The sequence below is a fragment of the Paenibacillus sp. HB172176 genome (assembly GCF_011947265.1).
In the GTDB taxonomy this organism is placed as follows: Bacteria; Bacillota; Bacilli; order Paenibacillales; family Paenibacillaceae; genus Pristimantibacillus.
This window is the reverse complement of sequence record NZ_JAATHD010000011.1, coordinates 162,685-182,067: the sequence shown is the minus strand read 5'-3', so window position 1 is coordinate 182,067 and position 19,383 is coordinate 162,685. Positions and strand designations below refer to the sequence as shown.

Annotated in this window: 12 protein-coding genes; 1 reads left to right on the top strand and 11 read right to left on the bottom strand. The window is 54.0% G+C overall.

The genetic code is table 11. The features are described 5' to 3' along the window. The 7 genes from HFP08_RS16045 to HFP08_RS16015 all read right to left on the bottom strand — a co-directional run. Positions 1-2,158, bottom strand: a 2,158-nt coding sequence (locus HFP08_RS16045; RefSeq protein WP_168121606.1) for a transglutaminase-like domain-containing protein, incomplete at its 3' end; no start/stop codon positions are given. Continuing rightward, positions 2,142-3,590, bottom strand: coding sequence for a DUF58 domain-containing protein (locus HFP08_RS16040; protein WP_168121605.1), 1,449 nt, complete (start codon positions 3,588-3,590; stop codon positions 2,142-2,144). The genes HFP08_RS16045 and HFP08_RS16040, both read right to left, overlap by 17 nt. Next, positions 3,587-4,636 carry an AAA family ATPase gene (locus HFP08_RS16035; protein ID WP_168121604.1) on the bottom strand — a complete coding sequence of 350 codons (1,050 nt, stop codon included), beginning with the start codon at positions 4,634-4,636 and terminating at the stop codon, positions 3,587-3,589. Before HFP08_RS16035 ends, HFP08_RS16040 begins: the two co-directional genes overlap by 4 nt. 161 nt (positions 4,637-4,797) lie before the next feature. After that, entirely contained in the window at positions 4,798-5,262 is a 465-nt protein-coding gene (bcp, locus tag HFP08_RS16030) for a thioredoxin-dependent thiol peroxidase (protein ID WP_168121621.1), read from the bottom strand. A gap of 23 nt (positions 5,263-5,285) precedes the next feature. After that, on the bottom strand, positions 5,286-6,077 hold the full coding sequence (locus tag HFP08_RS16025) for an ABC transporter permease (protein ID WP_168121603.1): 792 nt from the start codon (positions 6,075-6,077) through the stop codon (positions 5,286-5,288). Between the two features lie 5 nt (positions 6,078-6,082). Continuing rightward, complete coding sequence (locus tag HFP08_RS16020) at positions 6,083-6,877, bottom strand: ABC transporter permease (protein ID WP_168121602.1); 795 nt, start codon at positions 6,875-6,877, stop codon at positions 6,083-6,085. Next, complete coding sequence (locus tag HFP08_RS16015; protein ID WP_168121601.1) at positions 6,874-7,959, bottom strand: ABC transporter ATP-binding protein; 1,086 nt, start codon at positions 7,957-7,959, stop codon at positions 6,874-6,876. The genes HFP08_RS16020 and HFP08_RS16015 overlap by 4 nt, the downstream gene beginning before the upstream one ends. A gap of 245 nt (positions 7,960-8,204) precedes the next feature. Here HFP08_RS16015 and HFP08_RS16010 point away from each other — a divergent pair, with 245 nt between their 5' ends. After that, positions 8,205-9,278, top strand: a complete 1,074-nt coding sequence (locus HFP08_RS16010; protein WP_168121600.1) for an LCP family protein — start codon at positions 8,205-8,207, stop codon at positions 9,276-9,278. 415 nt (positions 9,279-9,693) lie between these two features. Here HFP08_RS16010 and HFP08_RS16005 read toward each other — a convergent pair whose 3' ends face one another. The 4 genes from HFP08_RS16005 to HFP08_RS15990 form a co-directional block, all read right to left on the bottom strand. Further along, on the bottom strand, positions 9,694-11,499 hold the full coding sequence (locus tag HFP08_RS16005) for an S-layer homology domain-containing protein (RefSeq protein ID WP_168121599.1): 1,806 nt from the start codon (positions 11,497-11,499) through the stop codon (positions 9,694-9,696). Positions 11,500-11,576: 77 nt separating this feature from the next. After that, positions 11,577-16,793 (bottom strand): Ig-like domain-containing protein, encoded by a 5,217-nt coding sequence (locus HFP08_RS16000; RefSeq protein WP_168121598.1) that lies wholly within the window; start codon positions 16,791-16,793, stop codon positions 11,577-11,579. A 112-nt stretch (positions 16,794-16,905) separates the two neighbouring features. Continuing rightward, positions 16,906-18,432: an ABC transporter substrate-binding protein gene (locus tag HFP08_RS15995; protein WP_168121597.1), complete on the bottom strand. Its 1,527-nt coding sequence runs from the start codon at positions 18,430-18,432 to the stop codon at positions 16,906-16,908. A gap of 37 nt (positions 18,433-18,469) precedes the next feature. Beyond that, entirely contained in the window at positions 18,470-19,354 is an 885-nt protein-coding gene (locus HFP08_RS15990; RefSeq protein WP_168121596.1) for a carbohydrate ABC transporter permease, read from the bottom strand. Positions 19,355-19,383: the final 29 nt, after the last annotated feature.

Sequence of the window (19,383 nt, the reverse complement as noted above, 5' to 3'; positions counted from 1 at the left end):
CCAGCGCCAGCGCGGCTCCGCCGGCGGCGGCGCTTGCCGCGGGCGATGCCGCCGCGGCGCCCACGGCGCTCCGCGCCGCTTGCGCGAGGGCATGCGCCCCTCGCGCCGCGCCCGAGGCGGCACGCTCCGCTCCCGCCTCGAACCCCGCGGCAAGCCTCGCCAGGCTCAGCTTGCCATCTCCAACTGCAGCCGCCGCGCCCGTCTCGGCTGCCGCAGCTTCTCCGCCTCCGACGCCCCCGGAGGCGGCAAGGGCAAGATCAACGCCGTCAAAGCCCGGCGTCGGATCGAAGGGCGCCCAGCCCGCGCCCGGGAAGTACACCTCGACCCAGGCATGCGCGTCCGAGCCTCTTACCTCGTACAGCGCATTCCCCGCAGCTTCCGGGCCGCTTCCAGACGAACCACCCTGCTGCTCCGCGAGCTCCCCGGACGTGAAGCCCTTCACCCACCTCGCCGGAATGCCTTGTGCCCTCAGCAGAACGACCATGGCCGAGGAGAAATGCACGCAGTACCCTTGCTTCTGATTAAAAAGGAAATCATCCACGAAATCCTCGCCCGCGGCGGGCACAGCGACATCCTGCTTCGTATAGGTATACGAATCCTTCAAAAACTCCTCTACCGCTTTCACCCGGTCGTACTGGCTGGTAACGCCTCCGCCTCCGATTTCCGAGGCGAGCGCGAACACTCGCTCCGGCAGCTCGGCGGGGAGCTGCAAATACGGCTCCATCGCCGTTGCCAATGCGAATCGATCCTCCGCGCTCATCGCGCTCACCGCTTCATCCGCTTCGCCCAGTTTCTCGGGTTCCGTCACCGGCAAACGGCTCTGCACCTTGTAGCGCTCCAGCTTTGCCGTCTCGGACGGCGCATACATGGCGCCAAGCCCGCCGTTTACCAGATAGCTGCCAAGCTTGCGTCTCGGGTCCGCGGCGATTAATTCGCTCACTTGCCCGTCATAGCCGGAGGCGAAGATCGGCATGGAAGACATTTCCTTCGACCATACTACAGTTTGCTCCACCAATTGTCCTCTCGGCAGGCCGCTCGATCCGCCGACCGCTGCTTGTTGATCGCGATTAGCCGAATAGACCTCCGCCGATTCATCATAGTCAGAGTTGACGGGCAGCAGCGTGAGCTTCGTATCCCCATTGCTCCAGCCTCTGCCGTCATAGATTGTCTTCGCTTCGCCTCGCCAATAAGCCGCAACGGGAGAGAGAGCCTTGAAGAGCAACGTGTCATCATCCGCAATCGGCCCCCCCAGCTCGCTGTCGTCGAAGCCGTAGCCAGTCAAGCCGCTGCTTAATTCACCAAGCTTCGATGCGTTCATAGCGCTGAAGCTTCCACTCTCCTTGCCCAGCGCTTCCATGCTCTGCTGAAATCGCTTCGTCATGGACGTCGTCCAACTCGGCGGAGACATGTCTGATTCTTTTCCCGCCGATGCAAGCATCCCCGCGCCCACAATGATAAACATCAGGAATAAGGCTCCCGCAAGCCAGCTTGCTTGGAAGCTTTGCCCATCTCTCCGGCCGCCGCCGTTCACCTGCAGCAGTCTGCGCACACGAGGAACCGCGACAATCACCCCGAGCAGAAAGCCCTCTGCCGAAGTACGCAGCAGGTTGTTCAGCACATCCATGCCCATCCAGATATGCAGCGCCAACAGATAGACAATCGTCAGCGCCACGATGCTGAACACGACCTGTCTAAGCCACAGAATCGACTGCAGCGCGGGAGCGAGCATCGCCCAGCCGGCGAACAGCAGCAGCGTGCGAAGCTCGGCGGACATGGCCCAGAGTCCATTTTGCAGCATCAAGCGGATTTGATTCCACAGCAGTTCGGGAAAAGCGATAAGCCATTGTACGCCGCTCTCGTCTCCGCTCTTGAACAGCCACATCAGACTAAGAAGAATAATCGCCGCATGGGTCGCTGTCAGAAGCGGCCATGGCAGCTTGAACAAGCCCGCCGCCATGATTGAGGCAATGATCGCCAGAAGCGGCGCGGGATGATAGATAACCGCCCAATCGCCCGAGCCGACCCACGGCATCAACCATTCCGCCAGCAATCCGAACAGGAGCAGGCTGGTCGCCAAACGATAAGCGAATGTTTCTTCATGCCCCTCTTGTCCCGACTGTTCGTCGGAACGGCTTACAGCGTTAGGAAGGAATCGCATGATCGCTCCCTCCTTCCTGGGGCCGCGCCTCAATCCTGCCATGCTCCAACAGAGAGAGCCATGAAACTTCTATGCCGCGTCCTTCCAACAGCTTCTGCTGCTCGCGCATGGCAAACGATGCCACGCGGCCGGGAGCGACCGCATACAGCTCAAGCTGGAAGCCCATCGTCTCCAGCCTTCCCGCAAGCTCAATCCAACGCTGCGCTTCCCGCAAGCCGCAAGTGAAGATTTGAAGGGAGGAGCCGGCAGGCAATTGCAACGCCTTCTCCAATAATCGGTCGAGAGACAGCTCTTGCTGCAGCGGCTCTAATCTGGCCAATCTTTCTCGCAGCTCGCGCTCCTCTTCTCGCCCATTCTTATTGCCGGAGGAGCCAAGTCTTAAGCTCCAGTCCCGGGTCGCCGCCGTCACGCTATGCCCAAGCTTCGCATGGCTTCGTGCGAAGTGGAAAGCCCAGCCGATGCAGGAGTCGAACAAGAAATCCTTGCCCTCATACGCGTTCATCTCCTGATCGATTACTACCATTAGCTCGGCGCGGCTCTGAACCCGTTGTATCTTCGTATGCCATCCGCGTCCCCTCGCTGCGGATCGGAAATCAAGATGACGCAGCGAATCGCCTTCCCGGTAAAGCCTCGTATCCGGTCCATATCCGCCAAGCACAGCCGCGTTTCTCGAGACGCCCGCCCGACTGCGCGGCTCGTTCTGTCCTTCCTCCGGCAGCCGGGGCAGGACAAGCAGCTCCGAAGCGCAAGGAATCGTCCTCGCTATCGCTGTCAATCCCAGCACATCTCCCAGTACAACGTGAACGGACTCCAAGGCGTAGCTTCCCCTGGTCAATTCCGCGAGCCGATATCGAACCGTCCAATTGCTGCGAAAATAAAGCAACCCCATCTCTCGAAAAGCGGCTGTGCGGCCATTCATTCCATTGCAATGCTTCGCCTGATCGCCTACCGCAATCCACACAAAAGGATTGCGCAGAGCCCGGCTAAGCCGCAATTCAATCTGCGCCGCCTCATCGGCCTCAATCCGGGTTGAAGTCAGCATGCGCTCCGCCTTTAGTCCAATCATGGAAATGATCGGCAACAGGCCGCTGACCGCAATGATGCCTGCGAGCAAGACCAAGCCGAACCATTCCGTCGCGCCGCCCCTTAGAACGACGGCTGCCAAACAGCCGCAGAAAGAGACGACGATAATCGCCCATACCGCCCATCTCGTTTTATAAGGAAGAATCCTTTCCGTCTTGGCTCCCGTTGTCTTATTCGGCTCGACAGCATCTGATTTCGCGCCTGCCGTCTCAAGCGAAGGAGACGCCGCTCCTGTTGCACCAGACTCATCGCTTACCATTACGGCCTTGCTCGAACTAGCGCTCTCACGGGCAAGTCCCGCGACAGCTTCCGCTCCCGCTCTCGTCTGCAGCTCTGCCCGCTCTCTCATCTTCGTCTCCTGCCTGCCTGTCCGGCCCCGGCTTCGGGCGGAAATGCCGTCTCGCGAACGAGCCGGTTCACATAAGAGACAGCGCTTCGATCCTGAGACACTCCCGAGCCCCTCCGCAAAACAATGCGATGCGACAACACACTTTCCGCTGTTGCCAATAGATCATCCGGTATCACATACCCTCTGCCTTCCAAATAAGCGCTTGCCTGCGAAGCCCGCAGCCAATCTCTGAGCGCGCGCGGGCTGAGCCCGAGCAAGACTTCCGAGGATCGACGCGTCGCCTCCGCAATTTGCACCATAAAGCCAAGCAAAGCGGGATGCGCATGAGCCTGCCGCACCTCTGCCTGCATCTGCAGCCATTCTTGAGTGGACATAACCGGCCGAATTCGCTCCGGCTCGATGCGGCTGCCGCCGGCATATTGCTCCAGCATCCTGCTCTCGTCGGCCCCGCTCGGATAGCCGATCGTCAGACGCATCATGAAGCGATCGAGCTGCGCCTCCGGAAGCAGACTTGTTCCTTCGAAGCTTAGCGGATTCTGTGTCGCGATCAGCATGAACGGAACCGGCAGCCTTCTCGTCCTGCCTTCGATCGTCACTCTTCGCTCCTCCATCGCCTCGAGCAATGCCGACTGCGTACGGGGAGAGGTGCGGTTGATTTCGTCGGCCAGCACCATATTCGCCATGATTGGCCCGGGACGATAGACCAGCTCATTCGTACGTCCTTCCAGTACAATGCCGCCGATGACATCCGCCGGCAGCATATCGGATGTGAACTGGATGCGCTTGAATTCGCCTCCGACCGCGCGCGCGAACGCTTGAGCGAGCAGCGTCTTGCCAACGCCCGGCACATCCTCTAGGAGCACATGTCCGCCCGCGAGCAGCGTGAGCAGCGTCTGCTTGATCAGCTCGGGCTTGCCGAGCAGCACTTGGCCCACCTTCGCCTGCAGGCGGTGCAGCAAAATTTGCGGCGCTTCCGGCCAATGCGGAGCGCTCTCTTCTCTTAACGGCTCTATCTGTTCCGACTCGAATAATTGGGGAGTTATCATCGCCAACTTCGCCTCCTGAAAAATAAATCTATCTATTTTTCAGTGTCGCCAGTTTTTTCTCTATTTAGTCCTGCTAGATTCGAATGTTGGTATACCAACAGAAAGAGCGCTCCTCAAGGTCAACAAAACCTCAAAAATCGCCCTTATATCGCTCCAAGCGCCTACAGCGCCTTCGCCGCTTCCAGAACCTCCTGCGCATGCCCCTTTACTTTGACCTTGCGCCATTCCCTCGCGAGATTGCCCTTCTCGTCGATCAAGAAGGTCGAGCGGACAATTCCCATATATTCGCGGCCGTACAGCTTCTTCAGCTGCCACACACCATATTGCTCGCAAACCTTGTGATTCTCGTCGGAGAGAAGCAGATACGGAAGCTGCTTCTTCTCGATAAAATTCAAATGAGCCTTGATCGCGTCGATGCTGATGCCGAGCACAACCGTATTGCAATCCTTAAATTGCTCGTACGCATCCCGCATATCGCAGGCCTCCTGCGTGCATGTCGGCGTCATATCCTTCGGATAGAAGAACAGCACCACCTTCTGCCCGCGCAGCTCCATGAGCGACAATGGCTCGCCGTTCGACGCGGGAAGCTTGAACTTCGGAGCTTTCTTGCCTATTTCGAGCGTCATTGCTTCATCCTCCTTCTTCGTCATCACGACCCCGCTCCCCGATACCGCTTCACGCCATGATTCCATAGCGCAAGCCCCAGTGAGAATACGATGATGCCCATAACGGGCGTGAACAGCGCGAGCTGCGAAATATCATCATTCTTCTTCTCCAGAAAATAGGAAGCTGGAATAACGCCTACGAACGCGAACGGCAGCACCCAGGTCAGCGTGAATCGAATCAATTTGTTATAAATATTAACCGGATATCGGCCATAATTCTGAATATTGTACAGCAGCGGCACGATGCCCGTCGGCGCGTCCGAATAGAAGGAAATCGCACTAAGAGCCGTATAAAGACCGCCATACACCAGCACCGCGCCGATGACGAGCAGCAGCAGCATGAACAGATCCGAGATGTGGAACGGCAGCCCCAGCTGAGACCAGCATGAGGCCATGATGACAGCTCCAACAATCGAACCGACAAGAGACGGCGGGTCCACATTCTCGAGCAGCACTTGAAACAGGCTGTGAGCGGGCCTTGTCAGCACGCGATCCATCTCGCCCTTCACAATATAGCGATCACTGAAATTCCAAATACCGAAGAAGGTGCTGAATAAGCCGTACGGAATCATGAAGAACCCGTAGACGAACACAACCTCCGCCTCCGACCAGCCGCCCAGCGACTGCGTATGCCCGAACACAACGAAAATGAAGATAAGATTCAGACCTTGAAACAGCAGATCGGAGAACACTTCAATCCAGAAATCCGCACGGTAGGTCAGCTTTGTTTTCGCATAATTCATTAAATATTCCCAGAGCAGTCCTGCGTATCTCATCGGGATCAACCTCCTTGCACGAACAAGCGCTTGCGCGCCGCCCGCCATACGAACAGAATCGGAAGCAGCAGCAGCGCGAACCACAGCGCCTGAACGCCGAATACGCCGCCAACCTCGCTCATTGGCGTCCTGCCGGTGAAGACGGAGCTTGGCAGATAGGTAATCGCTTGGAACGGCAGCCATTTCATTGTTGTCGCAAGCCAGCCCGGGAAGAAGGCGATTGGCACGATAACGCCCGAGAACAGATCTACCGCAACGCGTTTCATTCGCATAAGCCCTTCGTTGTTCTCCACGAAGAAGGCGAACAGCCCCGTTAAGATATTGATCTGCGAGTTAATGAGAAAGCTGAAGAACAGCATAACGGCATACACCAGCCAAGTGGCGGGATCGGCAGGCAGCTTCACCGGGAAGATCAAGCAAACGATAATCAGGCCCGGACCCATGAACAGGAGCAGGCGGAACGCGCCTTCTCCGAAGCCTTGCATCATTTTCACCAGCAGATAGTTATAAGGCCTGATTAATTGCACGGCTACGCTGCCGTCGCGAATTTCATTCGCAATCTCCCGATCGAGATTGTTGAAATAGAACGCCCGCGCCATCCAGGAGACGGCGATGTACGTGGTCATCTGCGGCACGGTGAAGCCTGCAAGCGACTCCTGATCGCCATAGATCGCGAGCCACAGGAAGTAATACGCGCCAATGTTAATCGCATAGATGATGATGCCGCTGTAGTAATTCACCCGATAGGCGAGCATCATGAGAAACCGCATACGGATAAAATCGAGATAAGCGCTCATCATGGTGCGGCAAGCTCCTTCTCTTTATTATCGCTTGTTTCCTTGATCGAGGCTTCGCCGGAAGCCGGCCTGCCCGCTTCCGCGGTTTCCGCCGAGCCCGACTGGTAGATTCCGCGGACAATTTCGTCGGTATTCGTCTCGAAAATCTTGATATCGCGTATTTCCGCTCCGCTCACGACTCTGCCCATTGCCTCGGACACGCTTACTTCATGAGGCACGAACAGCTTCGCGGTCACTTCATTCTCGAGCGTCCAGCTCACTTCGAGGCCAGCCGTTACCCCCCGCAGCTTGTCCAGCGAGATGTGGTTCCCGAATTGGAACTGAATCTCGCGTCCCTTGCTCCAGCGCGTCTTCAGCTCATTCAAGCCGCCGTCGTAAATCACCTTTCCGTCATCGAGCATGATTACCCTGGAGCATAACGCTTCAATATCCTGCAAATCATGGGTGGTCAGCAGAATCGTGGTTCCTTCTTCCTTATTCATCTGCATAAGGAAATCTCGAATCTCCGTCTTCACAACGATATCGAGTCCGATGGTCGGTTCGTCGAGGAAGAGAATCGACGGATTATGCAGCAGCGAAGCAACCAGCTCGCAGCGCATGCGCTGACCGAGACTCAGCTTGCGAACCGGTCGGTTGAGCAGATCGCCAAGCTGCAGCCGTTCCACCAGATTGTCCAGCCGTTTCTTGAACTCCGTCTCCGGAACGCGGTATACCTTTCGAAGCAGACGGAACGACTCGATAACGCCGATGTCCCACCATAGCTGCGAACGTTGTCCGAATACCACGCCAATCTCGTTAACAAACTTCTCCCGATCTTTATGCGGCACGTAACCGTTCACCTGGAGATGACCTGACGTTGGCACAAGAATGCCGGTGAGCATCTTGATCGTAGTCGATTTTCCCGCACCGTTCTCGCCAATATATCCGCATATCTCCCCCTTCGGAATCTGGAAGGATATGTCCTTGACCGCGCGTACTTCTCTATATTCTCGACGAAATAAATCCTTCATCGCGCCTCCAAGACCCTCACGGTTCTTCTGCACGCGGAATTCCTTCCGCAAATCTTTCACATCTATAGCCAGCATGCTGATTTGATGCCCCTCTCTTCGACATTTCCTGGGAAATAACGACTATATTGTACCCCATATGATAATACTTGCAAGTAGGGAACGCCAAGCGATATAATTTGATGATATGTTATCATACATCAGTTCATCGGAAGCGTACAGTCATTAAGAAACTTTTTCGACGATTTATGCGTTTATAGTTTATAGTTTAGACTATATGCCATTATACAATAGGAACACCCGAAAGGAGATTTGCCCGCAGCATGAGCAGACGGACAAGCAAAACCAAACCAAAAAAGAAACCGCTATGGAAGTGGCTTCTCATCAGCTTTGCCACAATAGTGGTTCTTCTCATTGGCGCCAGCATCTATTGGGGTGTCGGCGTATATAACGCATTGGATGATTTCCAGAAATCGCCGGACGAATCCCGATTTACCGATATCGAGCCGGAGCAAACCGTCGAAATACCGAAATGGGAAGGCAAGGAACGAGTCAACATTCTCCTATTAGGCGGAGACGCCCGCGGAGTCGAAGAAGGCCAAGCCTTCCGATCCGATTCCATGCTTGTCGCTTCCTTTGACCCGGTAACGAAGAACGCGCACCTGTTCTCGGTGCTTCGCGACACATACGCCACTATTGAGGGGCACGGCAAAGGCAGGATCAACACGGCGATCACCATGGGCGGCCCTTCGCTGGCGATGAAGACGGTCGGCGATTTGCTCGGCCTCGAGATTCAGTATTATGTCTATACCGACTTCGAAGGCTTCAAAGCCTTGATCGACACGATCGGCGGCATCTATTTCGATGTCGAGAAGGATATGCATTATACGGATAATGCCGACGGCAACCGCTACGATATCGATCTCAAGAAGGGATATCAGCTGCTCGACGGAGACAAAGCGCTGCAATACGTTCGCTTCCGTCATGACGCTATGAGCGATTATACGCGCACGGAGCGGCAGCGGAATTTCCTCAAAGCGGTCGCATCCGAGCTGCAGTCCACCTGGAATATCGTGAAGATGAAGAACATTCTGGAGAGCGTCTCTCCTTACATCGAGACGAATCTCGAGGTTACCGACATGCTGAAGCTTGGTCAGCTCGGCGTAAGCAGTCATGTTGGCGGAACGGCGCAAATCCCTCCTATGGAGCTTGTGCAAGAGGAGCATGTCGGCGGCGCATCCGTCATAGGCATCCGGGATTCGGACGCGCTGGTCGGCTATGTGCAGCAAATTCTGTCTTCCGACGAAACCATTCCTGAGCAAACGGAGTCTGCCGACCCATCAACCGATTCATCGGGCAGCGACGGCTCGGGCGCCAGCTCGTCCAGCAGTCAGTAGCTGGTCGCTGGCGCTGGAACGGACAGCACTTGCAGCGTAAACCAAAGGCAGCCGAAGAGACTGCCTTTCTTGACAGTATAGCGTATAAAATGTCTGAGTGGAGTTGTCTGCCTGCCGTGTTGGCTCTCTCAGGATTGGACGACAGGGAGCCTCGTCTCCGCGCACTTTACGCTCTGCAAGTCGATTTTTTCGACTTACGACCTCGTCTTCGCGCACTTCACGCTCTGCAAGTCGATTTTTTCGTCTTGCAGCCCCGTCTCCGCGCACTTCACGCTCTGCAAGTCGATTTTTTCGACTTACGACCTCGTCTCCGCGCACTTTACGCTCTGCAAGTCGATTTTTTCGACTTACGACCTCGTCTCCGCGCACTTCACGCTCTGCAAGTCGATTTTTTCGACTTGCGGCCCCGTCTCCGCTACACATTGTTGCCCAGCAGCCTGTAAATGATGACTGCAGCCTGCGCTCTCGTCGCTTGGGCCTCGGGAGCAAACTTACCCTCTCCAACCCCTTGGATGATTCCCGCTTCCTGCATGCTTCTTACGGCCTGAACGGCATAAGGGCTGATCGACGACTGATCTGCGAACACAGCCTGCTCCGCCTTCCCCTCCAATTGCAGGTTCAAAACCTTCATAGCACGGAACAGCATAACCGCCATATCCTGCCTGCTGACGGGGTCGTCAATCCCGAAGAAGCTCTCCGATTTGCCTTCAACGATTCCGAGCTGCTCAGCGCTGGCGACAGGGGTATAGTACCAAGTCGCAGGCAACACATCCGCAAACTTTGTTACCGCAGCGGGATCATTCAGATCGAATGCGTTCATTAGCATCGTGATGAACTGGGCTCTTGTCACGCTCCCGTCCGGATCAAATTTCCCTTCACCGACTCCTTCAATCATCGTTCTTGCCGCCATGCCTTCGATGGCGTCCTTCGCCCAATCCACATGGGCAATATCCATGAAGGTCACATCCGCATAAGCCGCCGCGTAAGGACTGAAGTGCTTCGGCTTGAATTCCGCCTGTCCGGAAGCCGTGTTATATTTGCTATTCTTGACAACCTCAAGCTTGCCGTCATCGGTTACGTAGTAAATGACGATCGTGTGCGGATTCTCGCCCGGCTTCAAAGTATACGGTATTCCAACTGTTATCTCATTGCCGTGGAAGGATTCCATGAGTTTGCCGTCTACGCTGAGCTTGAAATCATAAACGACGGCGCCTTCTCCCAATTGTTCTCTTAATTCCTCTGACAGCCTTGATGAATCCAGGGCTGCAACGGACAGCTCCAGATTGGCTGAAGCGGTATGTGTCCCGTTTTTCAATAGCTTCGGATTGATCGTTACGGTTGCAAACCCGGTATCCACCCTTATCGCCTTCAGCTCCTTGTCTCCTGCCATCCGGATTTGCTCCACTCCAATCTGTACTTGAACCTCCTTCGTTCCCTCTCCCGGCTTCACCTCGATCAGCACCTGTTTATCCGTCGCGGCCTCAATCGCTCCCAGCAGCTCTTCCGCTTGAATCGCTACCGCCGCCACTCCGCTGTCGTCCGCCTCCGCTTCTACTTTGATAGCCGACGATGGAAGAGGCGTTGGCTTCGGTGTTGCGGACGATGTCGGCGACGGCGTTGCCGATGGTGCAACAGACGGTGTCGGCGATGGCGTTGCCGATGGTGCAACAGACGGTGTCGGCGATGGCGTTGCCGATGGTACAATAGACGGCGACGGTGACGGGTCGGCGCCTCCAGATGCGACTTGTACGGATAAACTGTCATCCAACGTACTGTCATAGGATACCAGCTGCTCATCTTCCCTAACAATTTGAGTTATTCTCGTCAGGCTGACATGAGCTTCTCCTTCGCTGATCGCTTTGAATGTGATGGTAAATAACAGCTTGTCTCCTGATATTCCCGGCACTTCACCTATTAAAGAATGGGCCAATATTAACGGGTTCCTATCATTGATCAAAACGGGAAACACATCTTCGACATGCTGCACGGTTTGAACCACTTTCAAGCGATCAGCATCGTAAGCAACTCGAACATCGATTCCGTATAGATTCTTCAAATCATTCCCTTCCACCGTCACCTGGAAGGTATCCCCCTTCTTCACCGACGAGCTTGCCGTCTTCAAGGAAATGAAAGGATTCCCCTCCGCGGCAACAACCGCAGAAAACAGCCCCGTATACAAAAGCAGCAAAGACAGGATCAAAATCCAAAACTTGCGGGCCATATGCTCTCACACCTTCCCAATCCGCCCTTCCGGATACATTCCGGAAGGGCTTGTATTCCTTTATTATCCAGTCACCTTTATTGTCCAGTCAGTTTCCTAGCGATCAACGTCAAATCCATTATGCCTATTTCGCCGTCATCATTCAGATCGGCGGCTTCATATATACTCCATTCAGGATCTGCGGAAGTTCTGCCGTACATGCCGACCAGAATACCCAAATCGCCGATAGAGAACTTGCCGTCACCGTTCAAATCCCCTGGCAGGATGTCCAGAATCGTGACCGAATGAGGAGCGGTGACAACTTCCGATTCCTCCCCAACCGTATTGGTAATAACATGCTGCCCTGCCGTGAATAATCCCTCTGCCTGTTGATCTGTAGACTTCGCAGCGAACGTTAGCTTCAGCAAATCGCCGTCAGCCGACAAAGCATCGTTGCCGCCGCTGGAGAGGATCAGGCGAACGCCGTTGTCCGAATCTTCCGTATGGGTTACGATGTTGAAATTCGGCAACAACGCCTCCGCAGACACAAACTCGAATAATTCCGGATCAAAACCCACCGTCAGATCTTCTCCTACTATTTCACCCGTCACCTGGTTCAATCCGAGCGTGAGCTCGTATAGTTGTCCTTCCTGAACAGTCTGCATTCCTGAAAGTATTCCTGAAGCTGACACCGGGGACACATCTACAGGAGGTTCCGGATCGACCGGATCTGTTCCTGGATCAGCGTTGACAGGCTTCAACTCAATACTATGGACTGCGCCGGTGTAGTTATACACATTAAAATAGCCCTCTGACGCAATAGGGTTGTTTTCGTCGGTATCCAGAAAGTTCAATACCGTGTTCCCATCCACTTTCAGTATGACGCGCTCTCCTTCTTCCGTCTGAACCGCCCCGAATTCGATTTCATATTCCCCGCCGGCAGGCATAACCGTATTCGGAATAATTTGAATCATGGTTTGACCCGGCTTCCAGCTTTGCAGCTCGATATCATACTCTTTAATGACGACCAGATAACCCTGATTGCTGCCCACCCAAGTAGGGTCGCCAGCCCGCTCGGAGCGAATCGCAAAGCCATACCAGCCCGTACCGTACCCATCGATCTTCGCTTTGAAACGAATCAATCCGCTGCCGAACTTCGCGCCGTCATAGCCATAAACGCCGTTGCCGTACATCTCGACAGTGCCGTCGGTATGATAGACAGAATCCGAAACCGTCCAATGCTCGCTGTCGCTCAGATGATCGTCCAAGTTAATAATCGGATATTCCGACGTTTGAACGGTAACAGGGATTTCCGCTTTCAAGGTCGGGTCTTCCTGCGATTCGGCCGTTATAACAGCCGTTCCTTCGGAAACGCCGGTTGCCAGCCCGGTGTCCGTAACGGTCGCGACGGATGGATCGCTTGAGCTCCAGTTGATCCCCTTGGAAGTAGCGTCAGATGGAACGACCGTCGCTTCGATTTGTCTGCTTCCGCCCGGCTCGAGAGCCAGGTGGTCAGGACTTGCTTGAATAGCCGTTACAGGCACATGGGCCATCGATACAACGATATCGTCGAACCATAGTTCGCTGAAGCCTCCCACGTAGAAGCCTATCGTTCCCGATGGATTGGAGCTTGGATTGGAGCCTTCCAGCTTCAGCTCTCCATCCACATATACGCGAATATTCGCGCCATCGGCCACGATTCGGAACTCATATTCTGTATCCGGCAACAAATCCTCATCAGGAAGGACATTGGTTTCAAGCTCTGCCCAATCCTTATTATAGAGAATCCACTTGGAGCTGCCGTCCGCAAATTTCTTGTATCCGATAATGCCCGATTTGCCGGAAACTTGACGGTCGTATACATAGAATGTTCCCAGCTCCGGTATCACTGCAGGCGTTTTCAGCTTGAAAGTCATCTCGTAATTCTCAACCGTCTTCGGATGAAGCGCGTTGGCGCCCTTGACAATTCTATACATCTTATTGCTGTTCACCGTCACGATGCTCCGGTTGGGGTCCACCGGCCATCCGCTTGCCCCCGATTCGAAATCTGTGGAGATCAGAATGTCCGATATGATAATGGCGGCAGAGGCGGTTGCTGCCGGATTGACCGTCGATGTGACAGTAATCACGGTCTCCCCTTTGGCCAGCGCGGTCACTACTCCACTCTCATCTACAGAAGCGATCTCCGGATTGGAGCTTTCCCAGACCACTTCACGGTCGGCGGCATCCGACGGATCGAATTGGACCGTGAGCGGCAGCTGCTCTCCCATCACCATATTGTAGCTGCTCTTATCCAGCAGCAATCCGGTAACATCCTCGCCGGGAACCGCGAACTTGATGTCGTCGAACAGGAGATAGTCGAAGCCGCCGGCATAGAATCCGACTCGACCGGAAGGAATATGTGTCGGATCGGCAGCCTTCAGCTTGAGCTCGTCGTTGAGATAGACACTGATTTCCGCTCCCTTGACGATTACCTTTATGTTGTAGACCGTATCCGGCAACAGCTCCGGAGCTTCCAGCTTATTCTCCTTAACGGTAGCCCAAGCTCCATTATAGAGGAGCCAGGAGGCGGTGCCGTCCGCAAGCTTGCGATACCCGATCCGGCCGCTGGTGCCGCTCCGATCCTGCCGATCAAAGATGTAGAACGTGGCCGCTCCCGCAATCGTTGGAGGCGTTTTCATCTTGAAGCTCAGCTCGTAATTGCTGAACTCATTCTCATTCAGCGTCGTTGCGCCTTTGAGCAGCTTATACATATGGTTGCCGTCGTCCATAGCCACGACGCTCCGGTTCGCATCGCTCGGCCATTCGTTGCGGCCGTTCTCGAAATCCGTATACTCCATAATCCCGTCGCCGACTTCAACCGTTACCTGGATCTCATCCTTCAAGAGCGGGTTGTCGGCGGAGAATGCCGTAACGACTGCATTTCCCAGATTAATCCCCTTCAAAGTGCCGTCCGCATCCACCTTCACAATATCCGGGTCGCTGGACACATATTGAATGTCCTGACTTGATGCGTTCCAAGGAAGAACCTCCGCGTACAGCGAATACTTTTTCCCGATTCCGATAGTGACGGCATCTTCATACAACTGAACCTCTTCAATGGGAATGACATCCGGCGCCAGATACGGTCCGACCTTTCCGGTGGTTCCCATCTCGCTGAACGGAATCGTCTGGAACCCCGGAATTTGCTCGAACACCTCCGCGTCCTCCTTCAGGTTCAGATCGCCTCCGGCCAGATCAACGAAGCCGGGATCTTGATCCGTCACCCAATTGTTCGCATATTGAACCAGATCGAGATTATCCAGCGCTCCATTCTCATTCGTCGCGCTGCTTCTTGTCTTCGTCGGATTGTATACGACATTGTTCTCGAACGTGTTGGTGTCCGGATAATACCGATTCTCTGTGAAGAAATCCGCGAGCTCCGGATATTTCTCCAGATGCGGCATGCCTTCGAAGTTGTTGTAGCGGTCGAACAAATCATGCCACGGGCCCATATAATTTTTGCTGATTTGCTGCTCCGGAGCATCCCCCAGGTACAGATCCGCAAATTCATAAGGAACCTTCGCATCGATGAATAGATTATTGCGTGTTTGATTATGAGCGCCTCCGTTGTTCAGAATGGCAGAGTTGCCCATTTTGTAAAATATATTTTCTTCAATCGTAATTCCCATCGTGAAGTTGTCCGGATATACGCCTTGCACACCGGCCTTTCCTTCTCCGATATTGTGGAAATAGTTCCCGCGAATGATCGAGCCTCGCTCTTGCGGAGCAGCCCCCAGATTCATATAGATAGCGCCGAGATCCGAGAACGTCTTGCATACATCATAGATGTTGTTGTTTTCCACCAGATGATCGTTGCCAAAAATCAGAATGCCGGGATGAGGCGCGTCATGAATTTCGCTGCCGGTCACCCGATTCCCGGCTCCAGTCAGAATGACGGCTGGATTATAGGCCTTGTGGTAATAGGCGAAATCATGGATGTGGCTGTTCACCACCGCATTGTTGCCCGGCTCCAGCGTCAGTCTGTCCCCGCCGTTCAGAATAACGCCCGTTCCCCCGATATGGTGGATATGGGTGCTGATGACGGCATGATTCACGCCGTCCGCCTTGGCGAAATCATTATACAGCCACCGGCTCGGAGTATTGATCTGCACTCCGCCGTTGGCGAAGTTTCGGATCTCGCAATGTACGATCTGAACACTGTCTCCACCCATGATTACCACTGCTGAATCTCTTCCATTCTCCAGGATCAGATCCTCGAAGTTGACATGCGAGACGTTGACGGCGTTGATCATCGGAGTATTCAACATCGAGACGGTAATCTCCGGATCGTCTGCCTGGAAGGCGACTGTCGGCATGAAATAAAGCACGCCCTCGCTCCGGTCAATATAATACTCCCCGGGCATGTCGATCTCTTCCAGCAGGTTCTGGGCGAAATGGAAGTCCGGATACCAGTTTTTGAACAGACCGCTCATTTCTCCGTAAGCCAGCGTAATCGTCTTGTTGGTCGTATCGATGGAGGCGATTTTGTTGTAGGACCATTCCCAGCTGTAGCCGAAAATCCCGTCCAGCCAAATATCGTCAGCCTGACTCCATAGCTCCGGCCTCTGATAGGTATACTTGAAAGTACCGCCCCGGGTCTGAAGATCGGGATCCTTGCGAGTTGGACCCGCATCGATAATATCGCCCATCTGAACCGTTCCATTGTTAGGCCAGCGGGCCAGAGTCATGTCTTGACCGTCTATGTACAGCTCCATAGGAGGAACCTCGCTGACATCATTGGCTTTGTAATAGCCATGACGGCTCATGACGCCGTAATCGGTAATGCCATGGCCCTTCAAGTCCGCCTGCAGCACCTTGGTCCGAGCATCCTCGCTGATGATCCGGTTCAGAATCGCCGGGTCCGAGACCGCGGTGAACCAGCTCTTCTCCAGCGCCAAGCCGCCGTTCAGTCTTACGCTTTCGCCGGGGTAGGCTTGGTAGGTTATCGGCTTATCCGCCGTCCCCGAATCCTGTTCCTCCAAGAGGAAGCTTCCAGCCCGATTGTACACGCCGCCCCTCAGATACACGGTGACGCCTCCGTCTGGAAGACCCTCGTCCTGCTTCAGCTCGCGGATTGCATCCCTCGCCTCTTCCAGAGTCTGGAAGGGCGCCTCCAGCGTTCCAGGATTGGAACCGCTTCCATCATTGGACACATAGAAGACAGCGCCTGGACTCGGAGCTTCCTCCGCCTGAATTCCGGTAACCGGGAAACATCCGAGCAACAAGATGACCATCACAAAAACGACAAGCTTTCTTCTTATTCCAATTCTCATAACCCTTATTCCTCCTTCTCATGCTATCAATGGAGCGCCGCCGGTCGGCCATTGTTCCGCTATCGAACGACCGGCAGCGCTCTTTCAGTCTCTCTAATCTGTTTGGGCAGCCTTACTTAACAAGTCCCTTTTCCTTCAAGTACTCGTTAAATTGCTTGGTCACCTCCTCTACGTACTTCTCTTCGCCCGCTTTTTTCAGTCTTTCATACAATTCAGGCCAGGTTTCGTCGAAATCCAGAGTTCCTGTCGCAAGGCCCTTCTTGTATTCACCCCACACCGCATTCAAGTTTGCGATTTCCGTAATGACCGGCTCGGAATTGAACTTGAAATCGCCCACCGGATTTACATTCGGAGTGGCATTGATTTCCTTCGTTTTCTCCCATACGTCAGCCGGTTGGCCTTCCTTCAGATAGGCATTGAATACGCTGCCGAACACCCAATCCATATTGGGCTTGTAGCTGGAATTTTCCTTGGCCTTCACCACATTATCGGATAATTTGTCATAATGGACGCCCTCCACTCCGTTCGTCAACAGGTTGTACAGCGTCTTGTCTGAATTGACCAGGTTGAGGAACATCATAGCGCGCTCGGGATTCTCGGAAGTCCGACTGATTGCCTGATTGGTTGTGGCGGAATAGCCGTTGGAGAACCAATCGGTAACTGGAATCGTAATCACTTCATTGCCGCCGTTCTTCGCCTTCACTTCCGCTTCCACGCCCGGCTTCAGAACATTGTTGAATTGAACAGCCATAAGTCCCTTGGTCTCGTAATCCCCCATCTTGGCTGTGGCCGCGTCTTTATAGATATAGCCGGCTTTGTACCATTTGCTCGCCAGTCTGAAATTGTCCAAATCCTCTTGGGGATAACGGAGAAGCTCATAGCTGTCATCTCCCCGTTTAATATAGAAGTGGTCGTCAAGTCCCGGCAAAACCCAGAGGTCTTCACTGTTCAAGCCCGTTACCGCGCTGCTGAAGGTACTGCCGAATGGAATAACGTCCGGCTCGTTCTGCTTGATCTGCTCCAGGAAAGGCTCGATATCGGTAATCGTCTTGATCGATGCGGGATCCAGATTGTACTTGTCCGCATAGCGCTTCTGAACGATGAAACCAAGTCGATTGCCGTTAATTTGCTGATTGGGAATACCGTAAATATGGCCGTCGATCGATAACCCGTCCCACATGACCTGAGGAACATCATTCATCAGATCAGGCGCATAATCCGTCAGCAAATCATCCAAAGGCTGAATGGCGCCTTTTCTCACCAATTCCTCCTGCTTCAGCAGATAGCCTGTCCAGAGAATATCGAACTTCTCGCCCGAAGCCAGAATGGTGTTCATCTTCTGGACATAATCGCCGATCGACACCGGCATCAGATTGACCGTGGCATTCAGCTTTTCCTTGGTAATCTTGTTGACTTCTTTCTCTACCGTCTTCTGATCCGGCTGCAATTGGGATAACGGATAATACCATGTGAGCTTAACCGGAGACAGCGTCTCCCCCGTTTCGGCCGTGGCCGACGCATTGCTCGTCGGCGGTGTCGTGCTTTCCTCGGCCGCGCCGTTATTGTTTCCTTTCCCGCAGCCTACCATCAGCATGGCAGACAGCGAAAGCACCATTGAAGCCTTCATCCATTTGTTCATTCTTCGTGACCTCCTGAATTTCATATTATGTTCTATGTTAACCCTTGAGGGAGCCAACCGTTAGCCCTTTGACAAAAAAACGCTGGAAGAACGGGAAGATAACCAGCATCGGCCCGCCGGCCAGAACCGCAATCGCCATCCGTGCGGAATTGCTCGGAAATTCCGACAGGTTAATCCCCATCTGACTGGCAAACTCCGAATTGGAGGTCAGGAATTCCATACTGTTCAGAATTCGCACCAGCAAGAGCTGCAGCGGCACCAGGTTCTGATTGTCAATATAGAGCATGGCATTAAACCACTCGTTCCAGTAAGCAAAAGAAATCAACAGCCCCATCGTGGCGAGTGCCGGCGTGGACAGCGGAATAATGATGGTAAAGAAAATCCGGAATTCCCTGGCGCCGTCGATTTTGGCGGATTCGATAATTTCCAGAGGAATCTTGGACATAAAGCCTTTCATGACCATGATATTAAACGGAGACAGCAGCACGGGAAGAATGAGCGCTAACAGCGTATCCTTCAAATGCAGGTACTGTGTCATAAGAATGTAGATGGGTACCAGCCCGCCGCTGAACAGCATCGTGAAGAAGACATAGAAGGTGGTGATTCTGTTGTACCGGTAGTCCCTTCTCGAAATCACATAGGCGGTCATTGCCGTAATGAGCAAGCCGAGCAAAGTGCCTGTCACTGTGATCAATGTTGTAATACCGTAGGCACGAAGAATCATATCCGGGGACTGAAGAATGTACCGGTACGCGTCCAGGCTGAAGGTTTCAGGGATAAACTGATAGCCGTTCTTCATAATGCTGCCCTCACTCGTCAGAGATATAACAATAACGAGAGCGAAGGGCAGCACCATCAGAATGGAAATGACAACAAATACGAAATGAATCGCGCCCTGATAGGGTTCAAATTTGTCTTTCATAAGATGCCTCCTGAGAGATTTTTCGCAAC

What these genes read in the sequence shown, in the direction of transcription:
- HFP08_RS16040 (WP_168121605.1), bottom strand. Translation starts at nt 3,590, where the DNA reads ATGAGAGAGCGGGCAGAGCTGCAGACGAGAGCGGGAGCGGAAGCTGTC.
- HFP08_RS16035 (WP_168121604.1), bottom strand. Translation starts at nt 4,636, where the DNA reads ATGATAACTCCCCAATTATTCGAGTCGGAACAGATAGAGCCGTTAAGA.
- bcp (WP_168121621.1), bottom strand. Translation starts at nt 5,262, where the DNA reads ATGACGCTCGAAATAGGCAAGAAAGCTCCGAAGTTCAAGCTTCCCGCG.
- HFP08_RS16025 (WP_168121603.1), bottom strand. Translation starts at nt 6,077, where the DNA reads ATGAGATACGCAGGACTGCTCTGGGAATATTTAATGAATTATGCGAAA.
- HFP08_RS16020 (WP_168121602.1), bottom strand. Translation starts at nt 6,877, where the DNA reads ATGATGAGCGCTTATCTCGATTTTATCCGTATGCGGTTTCTCATGATG.
- HFP08_RS16015 (WP_168121601.1), bottom strand. Translation starts at nt 7,959, where the DNA reads ATGCTGGCTATAGATGTGAAAGATTTGCGGAAGGAATTCCGCGTGCAG.
- HFP08_RS16010 (WP_168121600.1), top strand. Translation starts at nt 8,205, where the DNA reads ATGAGCAGACGGACAAGCAAAACCAAACCAAAAAAGAAACCGCTATGG.
- HFP08_RS16005 (WP_168121599.1), bottom strand. Translation starts at nt 11,499, where the DNA reads ATGGCCCGCAAGTTTTGGATTTTGATCCTGTCTTTGCTGCTTTTGTAT.
- HFP08_RS16000 (WP_168121598.1), bottom strand. Translation starts at nt 16,793, where the DNA reads ATGAGAATTGGAATAAGAAGAAAGCTTGTCGTTTTTGTGATGGTCATC.
- HFP08_RS15995 (WP_168121597.1), bottom strand. Translation starts at nt 18,432, where the DNA reads ATGAACAAATGGATGAAGGCTTCAATGGTGCTTTCGCTGTCTGCCATG.
- HFP08_RS15990 (WP_168121596.1), bottom strand. Translation starts at nt 19,354, where the DNA reads ATGAAAGACAAATTTGAACCCTATCAGGGCGCGATTCATTTCGTATTT.